The organism is Microbacterium paulum, assembly GCF_015707995.1.
GTDB classification, from domain to species: domain Bacteria; phylum Actinomycetota; class Actinomycetes; order Actinomycetales; family Microbacteriaceae; genus Microbacterium; species Microbacterium paulum.
The window spans coordinates 1-16,553 of sequence record NZ_JAAGRY010000029.1; the positions used below are offsets into that span (position 1 = coordinate 1).

The 16,553-nt window shown below is 69.6% G+C and carries 15 protein-coding genes, 2 tRNA genes and 1 pseudogene; 12 read left to right on the forward strand and 6 right to left on the reverse strand.

Features of this window, described 5'->3' with window-relative positions:
• From G3N18_RS08345 to lacZ, 7 genes and pseudogenes are all read left to right on the forward strand, one after another.
• Window positions 1–550 (forward strand): annotated as a pseudogene (locus tag G3N18_RS08345) (DNA primase); the annotation flags it as partial.
• A 115-nt stretch (window positions 551–665) separates the two neighbouring features.
• Window positions 666–1,430, forward strand: coding sequence for an ATP-binding cassette domain-containing protein (locus G3N18_RS08350; RefSeq protein ID WP_196383837.1), 765 nt, complete (start codon window positions 666–668; stop codon window positions 1,428–1,430).
• Between the two features lie 81 nt (window positions 1,431–1,511).
• A tRNA-Asn gene (locus tag G3N18_RS08355) sits at window positions 1,512–1,587 on the forward strand.
• A 369-nt stretch (window positions 1,588–1,956) separates the two neighbouring features.
• The gene (locus tag G3N18_RS08360) at window positions 1,957–3,243 is read left to right on the forward strand and encodes an ABC transporter substrate-binding protein (protein WP_230404036.1); all 1,287 of its coding nucleotides are present in this window, start codon (window positions 1,957–1,959) and stop codon (window positions 3,241–3,243) included.
• A gap of 2 nt (window positions 3,244–3,245) precedes the next feature.
• A complete protein-coding gene (locus G3N18_RS08365) occupies window positions 3,246–4,214 on the forward strand; it encodes a carbohydrate ABC transporter permease (protein WP_196383839.1) in 969 nt (322 codons plus the stop codon).
• A 61-nt stretch (window positions 4,215–4,275) separates the two neighbouring features.
• Window positions 4,276–5,064 (forward strand): carbohydrate ABC transporter permease, encoded by a 789-nt coding sequence (locus G3N18_RS08370; protein ID WP_338038402.1) that lies wholly within the window; start codon window positions 4,276–4,278, stop codon window positions 5,062–5,064.
• On the forward strand, window positions 5,061–8,096 hold the full coding sequence (gene lacZ, locus G3N18_RS08375) for a beta-galactosidase, LacZ type (RefSeq protein WP_338038404.1): 3,036 nt from the start codon (window positions 5,061–5,063) through the stop codon (window positions 8,094–8,096). Before G3N18_RS08370 ends, lacZ begins: the two co-directional genes overlap by 4 nt.
• Before the next feature lie 7 nt (window positions 8,097–8,103).
• On the opposite strand, the gene G3N18_RS08380 is transcribed toward lacZ, so the two are convergent.
• A complete protein-coding gene (locus tag G3N18_RS08380) occupies window positions 8,104–9,150 on the reverse strand; it encodes a LacI family DNA-binding transcriptional regulator (protein WP_338038405.1) in 1,047 nt (348 codons plus the stop codon).
• A 292-nt stretch (window positions 9,151–9,442) separates the two neighbouring features.
• Between G3N18_RS08380 and G3N18_RS08385 the strand changes: the two genes are divergently transcribed.
• Together G3N18_RS08385 and G3N18_RS15860 are read left to right on the forward strand one after the other, a co-directional pair.
• Entirely contained in the window at window positions 9,443–9,598 is a 156-nt protein-coding gene (locus tag G3N18_RS08385) for a hypothetical protein (RefSeq protein WP_196383841.1), read from the forward strand.
• Between the two features lie 18 nt (window positions 9,599–9,616).
• Entirely contained in the window at window positions 9,617–10,426 is an 810-nt protein-coding gene (locus G3N18_RS15860) for an alcohol dehydrogenase catalytic domain-containing protein (RefSeq protein ID WP_338038410.1), read from the forward strand.
• Here G3N18_RS15860 and def read toward each other — a convergent pair.
• Complete coding sequence (gene def, locus G3N18_RS08395) at window positions 10,309–10,875, reverse strand: peptide deformylase (RefSeq protein WP_196383842.1); 567 nt, start codon at window positions 10,873–10,875, stop codon at window positions 10,309–10,311. The two genes, G3N18_RS15860 and def, sit on opposite strands and share 118 nt — an antisense overlap.
• 42 nt (window positions 10,876–10,917) lie before the next feature.
• On the opposite strand from def, the gene G3N18_RS08400 reads away from it, so the two are divergent.
• The 3 genes from G3N18_RS08400 to G3N18_RS08410 all read left to right on the forward strand — a co-directional run bounded on the left by G3N18_RS08400 (window position 10,918) and on the right by G3N18_RS08410 (window position 12,767).
• Complete coding sequence (locus G3N18_RS08400) at window positions 10,918–11,991, forward strand: DMT family transporter (protein ID WP_196383843.1); 1,074 nt, start codon at window positions 10,918–10,920, stop codon at window positions 11,989–11,991.
• A gap of 38 nt (window positions 11,992–12,029) precedes the next feature.
• Window positions 12,030–12,103: transfer RNA gene (locus G3N18_RS08405), tRNA-Ile, on the forward strand.
• A 133-nt stretch (window positions 12,104–12,236) separates the two neighbouring features.
• The gene (locus G3N18_RS08410) at window positions 12,237–12,767 is read left to right on the forward strand and encodes a DUF3145 domain-containing protein (RefSeq protein WP_196383844.1); all 531 of its coding nucleotides are present in this window, start codon (window positions 12,237–12,239) and stop codon (window positions 12,765–12,767) included.
• Window positions 12,768–12,940: 173 nt separating this feature from the next.
• On the opposite strand, the gene G3N18_RS08415 is transcribed toward G3N18_RS08410, so the two are convergent.
• The 4 genes from G3N18_RS08415 to G3N18_RS08430 form a co-directional block, all read right to left on the reverse strand.
• Window positions 12,941–14,179: a beta-ketoacyl-[acyl-carrier-protein] synthase family protein gene (locus tag G3N18_RS08415; protein ID WP_196383845.1), complete on the reverse strand. Its 1,239-nt coding sequence runs from the start codon at window positions 14,177–14,179 to the stop codon at window positions 12,941–12,943.
• An 85-nt stretch (window positions 14,180–14,264) separates the two neighbouring features.
• The gene (locus G3N18_RS08420; RefSeq protein ID WP_141379469.1) at window positions 14,265–14,513 is read right to left on the reverse strand and encodes an acyl carrier protein; all 249 of its coding nucleotides are present in this window, start codon (window positions 14,511–14,513) and stop codon (window positions 14,265–14,267) included.
• Window positions 14,514–14,610: 97 nt separating this feature from the next.
• Window positions 14,611–15,612, reverse strand: coding sequence for a beta-ketoacyl-ACP synthase III (locus G3N18_RS08425; RefSeq protein WP_196383863.1), 1,002 nt, complete (start codon window positions 15,610–15,612; stop codon window positions 14,611–14,613).
• A gap of 11 nt (window positions 15,613–15,623) precedes the next feature.
• Window positions 15,624–16,544, reverse strand: a complete 921-nt coding sequence (locus tag G3N18_RS08430) for an ACP S-malonyltransferase (RefSeq protein WP_196383846.1) — start codon at window positions 16,542–16,544, stop codon at window positions 15,624–15,626.
• Window positions 16,545–16,553: the final 9 nt, after the last annotated feature.

Sequence of the window (16,553 nt, forward strand, 5' to 3'; positions counted from 1 at the left end):
AGCCGCGCCCGGCGCGGGAACGTCCGCGCACGGTGCGGCGTCCGCGGACGGAGGCTCGGGCGAGGCCGCCCCCGAGATCCGTGCGACGATCGCCGCGCTGCCGCGCACAGCCGACGCGGCGCTCGAGCGCGACGCGCTCATGGGGGTGCTCCAGTACGGGCATCTGATCGACGCGGCAGACCTCGACGCGGCGCTCGCGCTGCCGATGCAGGTGCCGTCGCTCGACGCGGTGCGCCAGAGCATCCAGGGGCAGCCCGACCGCACACGCATCGGCTGGGCCTCCACGGCCGTCGAATCGGTGCGCGAGCCGTACCGTTCCCTCGGGGTGGAGCTGCTCACCGCGGCGTTCCCGGCGCTCACCGAGGAGGAGGCGACCGCCTCGACGCGGGCCCTCGCGCAGCGCCTGCGCATTCGCGCCCTCGACCGGGAGAAGACCGAGCTCCTCGGAGCGATCCAGCGCCTCCCCGCCGAGTCAGAGGAGGGGCGCGCGGTGCGGGTCGCGCTGCGCGACCTGGATGCCCGGCGCCGCTCGCTCGCCGAAGGGCTGTGAGCGCTCGGCGCCCCCGATGCGCGAGCCGGTCCCGGCCGGCGCGGCGGCGCCGGTCGACGGGCTCGGTCGGGGGTCCGGCTGGCGAAGCGGACGCCGAGCGGGCAGGATGAAAGCCATGCAGCGCCGCGCCTCGAGCGAGTTCGCCGTCCAGTGCGACGACCTGTCGGTCGCGCGTGGCGGAACGCGTGTCGTCGAGGGCGTGACGCTCCGGCTCGCTGCCGGCCGCGCGCTCGCGATCATGGGACCGACGGGCGCCGGCAAGTCGAGTCTCGCCGCACTGCTCGCCGGCGCCGACGAGCCCGGTCTGGCGGTCGTCGGCGGATCCGCTGCGGTCGAGGGCATCCCGGTGCGCGCGCGGGGGCGAAAGCAGCGCGTCCGCACGTACCTCACGGGCTATCTCTCGCAGGGCGCCGGCGGTGAGTTGCCGGCGAGGCTGACCGTCGGCGAGGTGATCGGCGAGCCCGTGACCTCCCGGGATCGACGTGTCAACGAGCGCGCCCTAGCGTTGCGGGTCGCGGGTCTCCTCGACGAGCTGCAGCTGCCGCTCGGTGCCGCCGCGAAGTACCCGTACGAGCTCAGCTCGGGCATGCGGCAGCGAGTCGCCCTGGCGCGGGCGCTCGTGCTGAACCCGCGGCTGTTCGTCGGGGACGACCCCTACGCGAACCTCGATCTGGAGGTGCGCAAGGCCGCGCGCGATGCGCTGCTGCGCCGTCGCGACGAGGACGGGATGGCGATCTTCGTGGTCACGAACGACGCCGAGACGGTCCGCGACCTCGATGCCGATGTGCTCGTGCTGCGCGCGGGGCGCCCGGTCGGATTCGGCCATGGCACCGCCGATGTGCTGTGGACTCCCGACGAGGGTGCGCGGATCGCGTCGTGAGCGACACGCGGGGTGGGGCGCGTCACGAGCACCCCTCCGACTTTGCTAATATGGACGGGTTGCCCGCTCGCGGGTGACTGATCCTCGGTAGCTCAATTGGCAGAGCAGCCGGCTGTTAACCGGCAGGTTCTTGGTTCGAGTCCAAGCCGGGGAGCCAACAGAAGGCGCCACATCCCAATGTTTTCAAGGGATGGGGCGCCTTCTCCCATGTACGACCGAATCCGTAGACGCGGCTCAACTCACCTTTTACTCACCAAAAACCCCGAAATCGGTGGTTTGGCCGGGGGAGGCGTGCAACGCCTACGTGTTGGTACGCGCTCCCGCGCACAGAATCTGGATGACACCGGGTATGTGCTCGGCATGGTACCTGCGAAATTGATTACAATCCGATAACGCCTCTTGCTCACCGCAAAATGTTTACGTGATCATTTCTAGCACAGCCGGTGACGACGACCGTCCCGGCGGGCCCGAGATCCCGTTCCGCGGCCATCCCGATCCAACGAGAGGACATGCTTCGATGAAGCGCATGACACGACTTGCGGCGACGGCTGCCGCAGTCACCCTTCCCCTGCTCGCACTGACCGCATGCGGCAGCGCAGGCGCCGGCAGCAGTTCCGACGACGACCAGAAGCTGACCGTCTGGGCCTGGGATCCGGCGTTCAACATCTACGCGATGGAAGAGGCCGAGAAGGTGTACCAGGCCGATCACCCCGAGTTCGAGCTCGAGATCATCGAGACCCCCTGGGACGACCTGCAGGCCAAGCTCACCACCATCGCCCAGTCGCAGCAGTTCGAACAGCTGCCAGACATCTTCCTGATGCAGAACAACGCCTTCCAGAAGAACGTCATCAACTACCCCGACCTTTTCAGCGACTACTCGGGCTCCGAGATCGACTTCTCGCAGTTCCCCGACGGCGTCACCGCGTACTCGCAGATCGACGGCGACCAGTACGGCGTGCCCTTCGACTCCGGCACCGCGATCAACGCGCTGCGCACCGACGTGCTGGCCGAGGCCGGTTACACCGTCGACGACTTCACCGGCATCACCTGGGACGAGTACCTCACCAAGGCCGAGGACGTGCTGGCCAAGACCGGCAAGCCGCTGCTGTCCGGCGTCGCCGGCTCCTCCGACATCCTGATGATGATCCTGCAGTCGGCGGGCGCCAGCCTGTTCGACGCCGACGGCCAGCCCACCATCGCCGGCAACGACGAGCTCGTCGACGCCATCGAGGTGTACACCGAGCTGGTCGAATCGGGCGTTCTCGTCGAGGTCAACTCCTGGGACGAGTACATCAGCACCTTCGTGAACGGCTCGGTCGCCGGCACGATCAACGGCGTCTGGATCACCGGCTCGATCCAGACCGCCGACGACCAGGCAGGCAAGTGGGCCATCACCGACCTGCCCAAGCTCGACGGCGTGCCCGGCGCCACGAACTACTCCGCCAACGGCGGCTCGTCGTGGGCGATCAGCTCGACCGGCGACGCCGAGCTGGCCGCCGACTTCCTGGCATCCACCTTCGCCGGCTCCACCGACTTCTACGACACGATCCTGCCCAAGTCCGGCGCCGTGGCCAACTGGATCCCCGCGGGTGACAGCAGCGTCTACGCGCAGCCCAGCGAGTTCTTCGGCGGTCAGCCGATCTTCCAGCAGGTCGTCGAGTTCGGCGCCCAGGTGCCGAGCAACAACACCGGCGTCTACTACTACGAGGGCCGTGACGCGGTCAGCGCCGCGATGACCAAGATCCTCGCCGGCACCGGCATCGACGAGGCACTCGACGAGGCCCAGGCCAACGTCGAGTTCGCGATGAACTGATCATGGCAGCCCAGGCGATCGTGACGGCCGACAAACCGCGCCGTCAGCGGCGGAGCACCCCTCCGCCGGACTTCACCCCGCGTGGCCCGTGGCTGCACACCGCACGGCGCCTGAACCTCACCGGATGGGGGTTCCTGCTCCCGGCAGCCCTTCTGATCACGCTGCTGAGCTTCGTGCCGATGATCCAGGCGTTCGTCCTCGCCCTGCAGACGGGCCGAGGATCGCGGCTGGACTGGGCCGAGCCGCTGTGGATGAACTTCGGCCGGCTGCTGGAGGACGACATCTTCCAGCTGACCATGTTCAACACCGTGTTCTACCTGGTCGTGCAGGTGCCGATCATGCTGATCCTGGCGATGGTGCTCGCCAACCTGCTCAACGACCCGAAGCTGCGGGCGAAGGGCCTCTGGCGCACCATGATCTTCCTGCCGTGCGCCGTATCGCTGGTGTCGTACTCGCTGGTGTTCCGCACCATGTTCGCCACCGACGGGCTGGTCAACGACGTGCTGATGGGGCTCGGCCTCATGCACGACCCGCTCAACTGGCTCGGCGAGCCCTGGACGGCGCGGATCGTCATCGTCATCGGCCTGCTGTGGCGGTGGACCGGCTACAACATGATCTTCTTCCTCGCCGCACTCCAGAACGTCGACCAGTCCACCCTCGAGGCCGCGCGCATCGACGGTGCCGGCGCCTTCAAGACGTTCTGGTTCGTCACCGTGCCGCAGCTGCGCCCGATGATCGTGCTCACCGCGATCATGTCGATCAACGGCACCCTGCAGCTGTTCGACGAGTCCTGGGCGCTGACCAAGGGTGGCCCGGCGTACAGCTCGATGTCGATGTCGCACTACCTCTACGAGCTGGCGTTCCTGAAGAACCCCAACGTCGGCTACGCCTCGGCGATCTCGTACGTGATCCTGATCATGGTCGCGGTGCTCGCGATCATCCAGATGAAGGTGGGTGACAAGCGTGACTAGCCTCCTGCCGGACGCGGCCGCGAAGACACGGCTCCGAAGCAGGCGCTTCGCATGGCGGCGCGTGCCGGGCTACGCCTTCCTGACGGTGTTCGCCCTGTTCTCGGTCTTCCCGCTGTACTTCATGCTGGTCTCGTCGACCAACTCCACCCGTGACGTGCTCGGCTCGCGGATGACCCCGGGCGGGCACCTCATCGACAACCTGGTGGCGCTGACCTCCCAGCAGGACATCAGCGCGGCGATGATCAGCTCGTTCCTGATCGCCGTGGGCACCACCGTGCTGGCGCTGATCGTCTGCAGCATCGCCGGCTACGCGTTCGAGATCTATCACTCGCGGGGCAAGGACGTCGTGATGGCGGTCCTGATGCTGGCGATGATGATCCCGTTCGCGGCGATCATGATCCCGCTGTTCCGCATGTTCGCAGAGGTGGGCATGGTCAACTCGCTGCTGGCGGTGATCATCCCCTCCATCTCCACGCCGCTGCTGATCCTGCTGTTCCGGCAGGCGTCGCGCTCGTTCCCGTACGAGATCATCGAGGCGGCCCGCATCGACGGCCTGAAGGAGCTCGCCATCTTCTGGCGCATCTACGTGCCGACGATGAAGTCCACCTTCGCGGCCGCCGCGGTCATCACGTTCATGGCGTCGTGGAACAACTTCCTCTGGCCGCGCGTGATCCTGCTCGACAACGCCGTCCAGACGATGCCCATGCTCATCGCCAACCTCACCGCCGGGTACGTCACCGACTACGGCGTGCTCATGCTCGCCGTGCTGCTGACATCCCTTCCGACCATCTTCGTCTTCCTCATCCTGCAGCGCGCGTTCGCACAGGGGATCACCGGAGCCATCAAGTGACATTCCATCCCGCTTTCGACATCGATCGCATCGCCGACCCGACGTTCGTCTCCGAGAACCGGATGCCCGCACATTCCGATCACCGCTGGTTCGCCGACCTCGACGAGGCGCGCGACGGGACGAGCTCGTTCGAGCAGTCGCTGAACGGCCTGTGGAAGTTCTTCTGCGCCCGCAACCAGGGGCAGGTGCCGGCCGATCTCGCCGACCCGTCGCGCGACGTCTCGGGGTGGGATGACATCCCGGTGCCCTCGCACCTGCAGCTGGAGGGGTACGACCGGCCGCAGTACGTCAACGTCGGGTACGCGTGGGACGGTCAGGAGGACATCGAGCCGGGGCAGGTCCCCGAGCGCGACAACCCGATCGGATGCTACGTGCGCACCTTCACGCTCGACCGACCGCTCGCACCGGCAGAGCGGCTGAGCGTGACCTTCCACGGTGCGGAGAGCGCGATCGCGCTGTGGCTGAACGGCCGGTACATCGGCTACGCGACCGACAGCTTCACGCCGTCGGAGTTCGATCTCACCCCCGCGCTGGTCGAGGGCGAGAACCGGATCGTGGCGCAGGTGTTCACCTACAGTGCGGGCTCGTGGCTGGAGGACCAGGACTTCTTCCGGTTCTCGGGCATCTTCCGCGACGTGACGCTCTACCGCCGCCCTGCCGTGCACGCCCAGGACATCCGCGTGACCACCGTGGTCGCCGATGATCTGGCATCCGCCGAGGTCCGCCTGCAGGTCGCGCTGGAAGGCGCGGCGGGGACGATCGCCGCCCGCCTCGACGGCGTCGGCGAACTCGCGCAGGGCGCCGACGGCGCGTTCACGGTGCGGTTCGACGACCCGCGGCTGTGGAGCCCCGAGCATCCGCACCTCTACGACCTCGTCGTCGAGGTGCGCGACGCCGACGGGCGGCTCACCGAGGTGGTTCCGCAGCGCGTCGGCATCCGGCGCTTCGCCATCGAGGACGGCGTGCTCCGTCTCAACGGCGCGCGGGTCGTCTTCAACGGCATCAACCGGCACGAGTTCGGGCTGAACGGACGGGTCCCGTCGCGAGAGCTTACCGAGTCCGACATCCGGATGCTGAAGGCGCACAACGTCAACGCGGTGCGCACCAGCCATTACCCCAACGACTCGGCGTTCTACGCGCTCGCCGACGAATACGGCCTGCTGGTGATCGACGAGATGAACCTCGAGACGCACGGCCGCTGGGCGCGCATCAACCACTTCGACGAGCCGCTGGACACCGCGATCCCCGGCGATCACGACCAGTGGCGCGAGGCCGCCCTCGACCGCGCGCGCAGCATGCTCGAGCGCGACAAGAACCACCCCAGCGTGGTGATCTGGTCGTGCGGCAACGAGTCCTTCGGCGGCAGCGTGCTGCGCGATGTGGCCGACTGGTTCCGATCGGCCGACGACCGGCCGGTGCACTACGAGGGCGTGCACTGGGACCCCCGCTACCCGCAGACCACCGACATCGCGAGCCAGATGTACACCCCGGCCGCCGGCATCGAGGAGTACCTGCGCACGCACCGCGACAAGCCGTTCATCGTGTGCGAATACGCGCACGCGATGGGCAACTCCTTCGGCGCGGTCGACGAGTACGTCGAACTGGCCCACCGCGACGAGCTGTTCCAGGGCGGCTTCATCTGGGACTTCGCCGATCAGGCGATCCTGATGCGCGACCGCTACGGCAGGGAGTTCTTCGGCTACGGCGGCGACAACGGCGAGGCGCCGCACGATCAGGACTTCAGCGGCAACGGCATCTTCTTCGCCGACCACACGCCGAAGCCGATGGCACAGGAGATGAAGCGGCTCTACCAGGGCTTCGTCCTGGACGTCACGGGCACCTCGTTCACCTTGACCAACCGTCTGATGTCGACCTCGTCGGCCGCCTATGAGACCCGCGTCACGATCGCGCGGGAAGGGCGGGTTGTGGCCACCGGAGTCGTCGACACCGACGTCGCTCCGCGCGAGATGCAGACCTACCCGCTGCCGGTCGCGGTGCCGGCGAAGCCGGGGGAGTACGCGATCGTCGTCTCGCTGCACCTGCGCGCCGGGACGGCGTGGGCGCCGGCCGGCCACGAGGTCGCCTGGGGCGAGCACGTGCTGAGCTTCGGCGCACCGCCGGCGCGGGTGTGCCTCACGCCGCCGACAGTGGTCCCGGGCACGCTGAGCATCGGCGTGCACGGGGCCGGTTTCCACGTGCTGTTCTCGCGCATCTTCAACGGGCTGACCTCGTACCGCTTCGGCGAGACGCGCACCGGTGGCCGGGAGCTGCTCTCCGGGGTCGTCACCCCGAACTTCTGGCACGCCCCGACGTCGAACGAGCGCGGCTGGGGCGGACCGTTCGAAGAGGGCCAGTGGCTGCTCGCCAGCAGGTACGGTCGCGCGAGCCGCTTCCACGAGCCGGCGGACATCTCGATCGAGCACGTCGACGGGGGAGTGCGCATCGGCTACCGCTACGAACTGCCGACGAACCCGGCGACGTACTGCGACCTGAGCTACCTCATCGACGGCTCGGGCCGGGTGGAGGTCACCCAGCGGATGCACGTTCCCGACGGGCTGCCGCAGATGCCCGAGTTCGCGACGATGCTGGCGATGCCCGCCGATTACGACCGGGTGCGCTGGTACGGCGAGGGGCCGGAGGAGTGCTACGTCGACCGCCGCGCGGGCGCGCGGCTGGGGGTCTACGACCGGAGCATCCCCGAGATGCTCACGCCGTACATCCGTCCGCAGGAGGCGGGTAATCGCACCGGGGTGCGCTGGGCGGAGGTGACGGATGCCCGTGGCGCGGGCCTCCGCTTCGAAGGCGATCCGACGACGGAGTTCTCGGCGCTGAGCTGGACGCCCGCCGAGATCGAGAGCGCGCTGCATCCCAACGAGCTGCCTCCCATCCACCGCACGATCGTGCGGCCGGCGCTGATGCGCCGCGGTGTCGCCGGCGACGACTCCTGGGGTTCGCGTCCGCTGGAGCGCTACCTCCTGCCGACGGGAGACCTCGAGTTCCGGTTCGCGTTCCGCGGCATCCAGAACCGCTGAGCCCGGCTCAGCCGACCCGCGCCGTCCCCGATCCCGGGGGCGGCGCGGTGCTCGCCCGCACGATCAGCTCGGTGGGCACCGGATCGGCGGTGGTGCGCTTCTGGTGCTCGATCCGGTCGATGAGCATGCCGACCGCCGCGGTGGCGACACGGTCGAAGTACTGGTGCACCGTGGTCAGCGGCGGCCGGAAGTCGGCGGAGAGCTCCATGTCGTCGAAGCCGACGACGCTGACCGAGCCGGGGACGTCGCGTCCGGCCTCGTGCAGTGCGCGCATGGCTCCCAGCGCCATCGCGTCGTTGGACGCGAAGATCGCCGTCACCGCGGGGTCGGCTGCCAGTCGCTTCCCCGCCGCGTAACCGGATGCCGGGCTCCAGTCACCCGGCATGACCGGGGGCACCACGCGGCCGTGCTCGCGGAGCGTGTCGGCCCAAGCCTGCGCGCGGTCCCTGGCGCCGTGCGAGCGCTCGGGTCCGCGGACGTGCCAGACCGTCTCGTGCCCGAGTGAAAGGAGGTGCTCGGTGGCCAGCCGGGCGCCCTGCGCCTGATCGGTGTCGATCGCGACGTAGGGATGCGAGCGGCCGGCGGTGACGACGACCGTGGGGATCTTGGCGATGCGCTTCAGGTCGGACTTCAGCAGCTCATGCTCTTCGAGCACCACGATGAGCCCGTCGACCGCCTGGTCGGCGATCCGGGTGAGCGCGCCGGTCAGGCCCGCCTGCGCGATGGTCCACAGCGGGGTGAGCGCGAGCGAGTAGCCGGCCTTGGACGCCTCGCTGGCGAACGCCTCCAGCGTTCGGGTGTTGCCGTAGCTGGAGAGCTCGGACATGATCACGCCGAGGGTGCGGAACCTGCCGGTCTTCAGAGCGCGCGCGGCGGAGTTCGGCCGGTAGCCGAGCCGGTCCATGGCCGCGAGCACCTTGTCGCGGGTGACCGGACGCACGATGTCCATGCCGTTGGCGACGCGAGAGACGGTCTGCGCCGAGACCCCGGCCTCACGTGCGACGTCGACGATCGACGGCGCGCGCCACACGCGCGCGTCCTCCGGCTGCTCCACCACTGACCCTCCCGGCGTCCCCCTGAACGATACCAATCCGCGGTCGCGCCCCCGTCCCCGGCCTTCCCTCCGGCCCTCACCCACCCACCTCCGGGTTTCGAATCGCTCATATTGCTGTGTTCTGGCCGGAAACACAGCAATATGAGCGATTCGAAACCGGTGGGGTGGTGGACAGCGGTGGGGTGGGGTGAGGGCGGGCGGCGAGGTGCACATCTGAGCACAGCCACCCCGCAAAGCGAGCGCTTCACTAGCGTGAGAAGGACGGCGACTCGGCCGTGACCCGGAGGTGAACATGTCGAACCTGGCTGCTGTGATGCCCGAACTCGGGCGCATCGAGGTGCAGGAGGTGCCGTTGCGCGAACCGGGGCCGCGCGAGGTGCGCGTGCGCGCCGTCGGCGTCTGCGGTTCGGACACCGCTTACTACCGCATCGGGCGCATCGGCGACTAGATCGTCGACGGGCCGATCATCCTCGGCCACGAAGCGGCCGGCGAGGTCGTCGCCGTGGGCGAGGCGGTCACCCGGGTGCAGGTCGGCGACCGCGTGGCGATCGAGCCCGGCACGCCCTGCCGGGACTGCGCGGACTGCCACGCCGGCGACTACCACCTCTGCCCCGACCTGCGCTTCCTGGCCACGCCGCCGTACGACGGCGCGCTGATCCAGAACCTCGTCATCGACGAGCGCAACCTGTTCGGCATCCCGGATTCGATGTCGATGGAGGCGGCCGCGATGTGCGAGCCGCTGTCGGTCGGGATCTGGGCGGCGCACCGCGCCGGCCTGAAGGCGGGCGACCGGGTCCGCGTGGTCGGTGCGGGTCCGGTCGGGATCCTCGCGGCGCAGGTCGCGCGGGCGCTGGGCGCGAGCGACGTCGTCGTCTCTGACATCTCCGAGTACCGCCTCGGCGTCGCCGAGCGCCTCGGACTGCGCACCGAGCACGCGGGGGCGGTCGAACCCGGCCCCGGTCACGAGGACTGCGACGTGCTGCTGGAGTGCTCGGGTGCGCCGGGCGCGCTGGCGGCGGGCCTGTTGCCCGAGGCATCCCTCATCGCGCCGCTCCGACGCGCGCGGCTTGGCCACTTGTGGCCAGTTGTGGCGGGCTCGGGCCGGTGGATGCCACCACAAGTGACCACAACCCGCGCGGCGAGAGCAGCGCCACCGGATCACGCGTCGAGGTCATCGACACCCGGGGTCCACGAGGCGCCGGGGCGCCCCCAGCCGCGCTTGCGGGCGATCTTCTGCACGGTCTTCCAGTCGCCGTCGTCGAGGCGATCGATGTAGAGCGTGCCGTCGAGGTGGTCGAACTCGTGCTGCATGATGCGCGCCCGCCAGCCGTCGACCTCGATACGCACGGGTTCGCCGTCGAGGTCGGTGCCGGTGACGATCACCCGGTCGGAGCGGCGCAGCGCGAAGCGTTCACCGGGGAACGACAGACACCCCTCCGACTCATCGTCGGGATCGGGTGCGCCGGGGTCGAGCGGCACCATCCACAGTTCCGGGTTGATGATGACGCCGCGCCACGGGGTGCCGTCGTCATCGGGGTACGTGTACGTGTAGATGCGCAGCGCGACGCCCACCTGGGGGGCCGCGAGGCCGACGCCGGGCGCGGCATCCATCGTCTCGAACATGTCGGCGACGAGCTCACGGATCTCGTCGGTGATCTCTGCGACAGGGTGTGCGGGGGCGTGCAGCACGGGATCGCCCATGATGCGAATCGGAAGTACGGCCACGCCTTGAGCCTACCGAGGGGCCCAGCCGGTTAGTGTCGAGGAGTGGATGCCTTCGCCGACCTCGGAGACGTGACCGACCAGCTGGTCGGTGTCTTCAAAGACCCCGGCATCCTCATCGGCATCCCGCTCGCCCTCCTCGGCGCCGTGTTCATGTCGTTCGGCGCCCAATACCAGCACCGCGGCGTGCAGAAGGTCGAGCGGCTGTCGAAGATCGACGGCGGCGCGGGCCTCACCGGCGGTCAGATGTGGAGTCTGCTGCGCCGCCCCTCGTGGGTGTCGGGCACTGTCATGCTGGGGCTCGCGATCGTCTGCCAGCTGGCGGCGTTGTCTTTCGCACCGCTCATCCTGGTGCAGCCTCTCGGGGCCGTCTCCCTCGTCATCACGACGCTGCTGAACGCGCGCATCAGCGGCCACAAGCCGACCCGGCGCTCGATCACCGCGATCGCGCTGTGCATCGGCGGCATCTTCATCTTCGTGACGATCGCCGCGGTCTACGCGACCGAGACGCCCATCTCCGACGGCCAGATCATCACGATACTGATCGTTCTGCTCGTGATCGCGGCCGGTCTCACGGCCCTGTGGCTGTGGCTGCGCACCCGGGTCGGCGCTCTGTTCTACATCGTCGCGGCCGGCATCATGTACGGCTTCGTGGCGACCCTCGCCAAGGTCGTGCTGAGCCGCATCCAGAGCGGCGACTTCGAGTGGCTGACGATCCTCTGCGTCGTGGCCCTGCTCGCCGGCACCGGCATCGGCGCCTACTTCGTGCAGACGGCGTATGCCTCGGGCCCGCCCGACCTGGTGATCGCCGGCCTCACCGTGATCGACCCGATTGTGGCGGTCCTCATCGGGCTCATCGTGCTTCGCGAGGCCGAGCACGCGCCGTGGGGGGCGTACTTCGGGTTCGCCGCGGCCGGCGCCCTCGCCGTCACCGGAGTGTTCCAGCTCGCGCGCTACCACCCCGAGGTGGTCTCGCACAGTCAAGAGATCCCCATCGTGCGGGGCAGCGACAACCAGGCCGGTCCGCAGCGCACGAACTCCGAGCGGATCACGCAGGCCGTCTCGCGCGTCTGGCCCGAGCCGCCCGTGCGCGATCGCGACGATCCGCGGCCTCGGTAGACTCGATGGCGCCGGTGCGCATTCGTCGCACCGGGCAGGGGGCGGTGGCCAAGCTGGTCAAGGCAGCGGGCTCATAACCCGACGATCGTGGGTTCAAGTCCCACCCGCCCTACTCCCGTCCGTGATGACACGGTTGTCATTCCCGCGTGGCATCGGTCATAATGGGCGCACAACCGCATATCCCGCCGCACACTCCGGCACCCAGGTCGTAGGGGAAGACGTACCTGAAGAAACGGAGAATCGTGATGGCGACCACGTCGACCCCATCTGTCACGTCGACGACACCGGCGCGCGGAGTGATCTACATTCACTCGGCGCCGAGAGCGTTGTGCCCCCACCTCGAGTGGGCGGTCGGGCGTGCTCTCGGGCGTGCCGTCAACTTCGATTGGGCCGACCAGCCCGTGCTCGCCGGCAGTCGTCGTGCGGAGTTCTATTGGGAGGGCCCCGCCGGCACCGGCGCCGCTCTCGCCACCGCGATCCGCGGCTGGGAGCACCTGCGCTTCGAGGTGAGTGAAGACCCCACACCGCGCAGCGACGGCGGTCGGTGGCTGCACACACCCGGCCTCGGCATCCACTTCGCGCAGACCGACACGGTCGGCAACATCGTGATCGGCGAAGACCGCGTGCGCTACGCGATGGAGATCGCCGCGGGCGACGCGATGGAGCTGCAGCGCGAACTGCAGGTCGCGCTCGGTACCGCGTGGGACGAAGAGCTCGAACCGTTCCGGCACGCGAGCGACGACGCCCCCGTCGTCTGGCTGCACAAGGTCGGCTGAGCGGCACCGCACGCGCACGACGAGAAACTTCACACAGACCAGGCGGCGCGGGAGCGCTCGTACCCACCTCGGACGGCTTCCCGGGGATGGGGATCGCGTACCGCCCGCCTCACCCGAACAGGGCCCCTCCGCTGGCTTCGCGGAGGGGCCCTGTCACGTGCGGGGGAGGGGACTCACACCGAGGCGAAGGCCGCCACGGCGTTGTGTCCGCCGAAGCCGAACGAGTTGCTGATCGCGAGCTGCGGCCCGTCGCCGAGCGGCTGCGGGTCGCCCGAGATGAGGAACGGCACCGCGGGGTCTTGCTCGGTGAGGTTGATCGTCGGCGGCGCGACGCGGTCGCGGAGCGCCAGCACCGTGAAGATCGCCTCGAGCGCACCGGTGCCGCCGAGGAGGTGACCGGTGGATGCCTTGGTCGCCGACACCGGGATCTCGCCGATCCGGTCGCCGAACACGTGGTGCAGAGCGACGTACTCGTTCGGGTCGCCCACCGGGGTCGACGTCGCGTGCGCGTTGATGTGCGTGACGTCGTCGGGTGAGGCATCCGCCATCTCGAGCGCCATCTTGACGGCGCGCGCCGCGCCCCAGCCCTCGGGGTCGTTCGCGGTGATGTGGTACGAGTCGGCCGTGACGCCGCCGCCGACGACGGCCGCGTAGATCTTCGCGCCGCGCGCCTTGGCGTGCTCTTCGGTTTCGAGGATCAGCACGGCGGCGCCCTCGCCCATGACGAATCCGTCGCGGTCGATGCTGCCGGGTCGCGAGGCGGTCTCGGGCGAGTCGTTGCGCTTGGACAGCGCCTGCATCGACGAGAACGACGCGATCGTGACGGGGTGGATCACCGATTCGGTGCCGCCCGCGATCACGACGTCGGCGAGGCCCGCGCGCAGGTGCTCGACGGCGTTGACGATCGACTCGGTGCTCGACGCGCACGCACTCGCAACGGTCCGCGCATAGGCGCGGGCGCCGAAGTGGAGCGACAGGTTTCCCGCCGCGGCGTTCGGCATGAGCATGGGCACCGTCATCGGCAGCACGCGCCGCGGGCCCTTCTCGCGCAGCATGTCCCACGCGTCGAGCAGGGTCCAGAGGCCCCCGATGCCGGTCGCGAAGTCGACGCCGAGCCGCTCCGGGTCGACCTCAGGCGATCCGGCATCGGCCCACGCCTCGAGGGCCGCGACGAGCGCGAACTGCGACGACGGGTCGAGGCGCTTGGCGACGGGGCGCTCCAGCACGGTGTCGGGCCGCACGGCCGCCTGCGCGGCGAACGTGACCGGCAGGTTGTACTGCTCGACCCAGTCGTATTCGAGCGTGCGCGCGCCGGAGGCGCCGGCCAGCAGCGCCGACCAGCTCTCGGGGGCGGTGCCGCCGATGGGGCTGGACGCGCCGATGCCGGTGACGACGATGCGGGGGTTGCTCATGGTGTCCTCACGAGGATGTGGGGGTGCTCCGGTGGGGGCGATGCCCCCACCGGTCAGGCCGGTCGGCAGGGTGATGCCCGGCGGGTCAGCCCTGGTTGGTGGTGATGAAGGTGACGGCGTCGCCGACGGTCTTGAGGTTCTTGACCTCTTCGTCGGGGATCGTCACGCCGAACTTCTCCTCGGCGTTGACGACGATCGTCATCATCGAGATCGAGTCGATGTCGAGGTCGTCGGTGAACGACTTCTCGAGGGCGACCTCGTCGGCCGAGATGCCCGTCTCGTCGGTGATGAGCTCGGCGAGCCCGGCGAGGACCTCGTCGTTGCTGAATGCCATGGGATTCTCCTTGTTTTCGGGGTGTATCGCGGTGGGTGTCACCGAGGACGCGGACCGGCGAAGGTCCTGGATCAGTCTAGGTGTGGGCGGTGCGCGCTCACGGGAGCACGATCACCTGGGCGCCGAACACGAGGCCGGCGCCGAAGCCGATCTGCAGGGCGAGTCCGCCCGAGACCTCGGGGTGCTCCTCGAGCAGGCGGTGCGTCGCGAGCGGGATCGACGCGGCCGACGTGTTGCCGGTCGTCTCGATGTCGCGCGCGATGACGACCGACTCGGGCAGGCCGAGCTGTTTGGCGAACTCGTCGATGATGCGCATGTTGGCCTGGTGGGGTACGAAGGCGGCGAGGTCGGATGCCTCGACACCGGCGGCCTCGAGCGCCTGACGGGCGACCTTCACCATCTCCCACACCGCCCAGCGAAAGACCGTCGGGCCTTCTTGCCGGAGCGTCGGCCACGGGGCGAGCCCGTCGCGGAACTCGACGAGGGTGTGGTTCATGCCGACGGCGTCTGACTTCGAGCCGTCGGAGCCCCAGATCGTCGGGCCGATGCCGGCGTAGTCGCTCGGCCCGATCACGACCGCGCCCGCCCCGTCGCCGAGGAGGAACGAGATCGACCGGTCGGTCGGGTCGACGACGTCGCTGAGCTTCTCGGCGCCGACGACGACGGCGTAGTGCGCGGCGCCGCCGCGGATGAGGGCGTCGGCCTGCGCGACGGCGTAGGCGAAGCCCGCGCACGCGGCGTTGACGTCGTACGCCGCAGCGGGGTTCGCGCCCACCCGGTCGGCGACGATCGCCGAGACCGACGGGGTCTGCTTGGGGTTCGAGATCGTGGCGACGATGACCGCGTCGATGTCGGCGGGGTCGACGCCAGAGCGCGCGATGGCCTCAGCCGCGGCATCCGTCGACAGTTCGATCGCCGTCGTCTCGGCGTTGGCCCGCGTGCGGGTGACGATGCCGGTGCGCTGACGGATCCACTCGTCGCTCGAGTCGATGGGACCGACCAGGTCGTCGTTGGGGACGATCTTCTCGCCGCGCGCGGCGCCATAGGCGTAGATGCGGGTGTGCGCGGGGCCGGTGGGCTGGTGGAGCGCGGGTCGGATGGTCGAGGTGCTCACGCGCCTTCTCCTGTCAGCAGAGCGGCGGCTGCCGCGAGGTCGTCGGGGGTTTTCACCGCGACGGTGGGCACACCCCGCAGGGCGCGCTTGGCGAGGCCGACGAGCGTGCCGGCCGGAGCGAGTTCGATGATGCCCGTCACCTCGTGGGCGGCGAACGATTCCATGCTGAGGTCCCAGCGCACGGGCGAGGCTACCTGCGCGACGAGCAGGTCGAGCGCCCGGCGGCCCGAGGCGACCGGCTCGCCGTCGCTGTTCGACCAGAGGGCGAGAGCGGGGTCGGATGCCTCGACGCCCGCCGCGGCGGCGCGCAGGCTGTCTACGGCGGGCGCCATGAACCGGGTGTGGAAGGCGCCCGCGACCTGGAGCGGGATCACGCGGGTGCCCGCGACCGGGCTCTCGGCGAGAGCGGCGAGAGCGTCGAGCGTGCCGGCGGCGACGATCTGACCGGCGCCGTTGTGGTTCGCGGGGGTGAGGTCGAGCTCGGCGAGGCGCGCCAGCACGGCGTCGCGGTCGCCGCCGATGATCGCGCTCATGCCGGTCTGTGCGGCGGCGGCCGCCTCGGCCATCGCGCGTCCGCGGAGCCCCACGAGGCGCATGCCGTCGTCATCGCTCAGCACGCCCGCCGCGACGAGCGCGGCGATCTCGCCGACGGAGTGACCGGCGACGCCGTCGGGTTCGGCGCCCGCGGCATCCGTCAGCGCCGCATACGACACGAGGCTCGCGGCGACGATCAGCGGCTGGGCGACCTGGGTGTCGCGGATCTGGTCCGCATCCCACTCGGTGCCCGCTGCGATGAGGTCGACGCCGCTGTCGGCGGAGTACCGCTCGAGGCGTTCGCGAACGCCGGGAACGGCGAGCCACGGTTCGAGGAACCCGGGGGTCTGTGCGCCCTGCCCAGGGAAGACGGTGATGATCACTGCTCTATC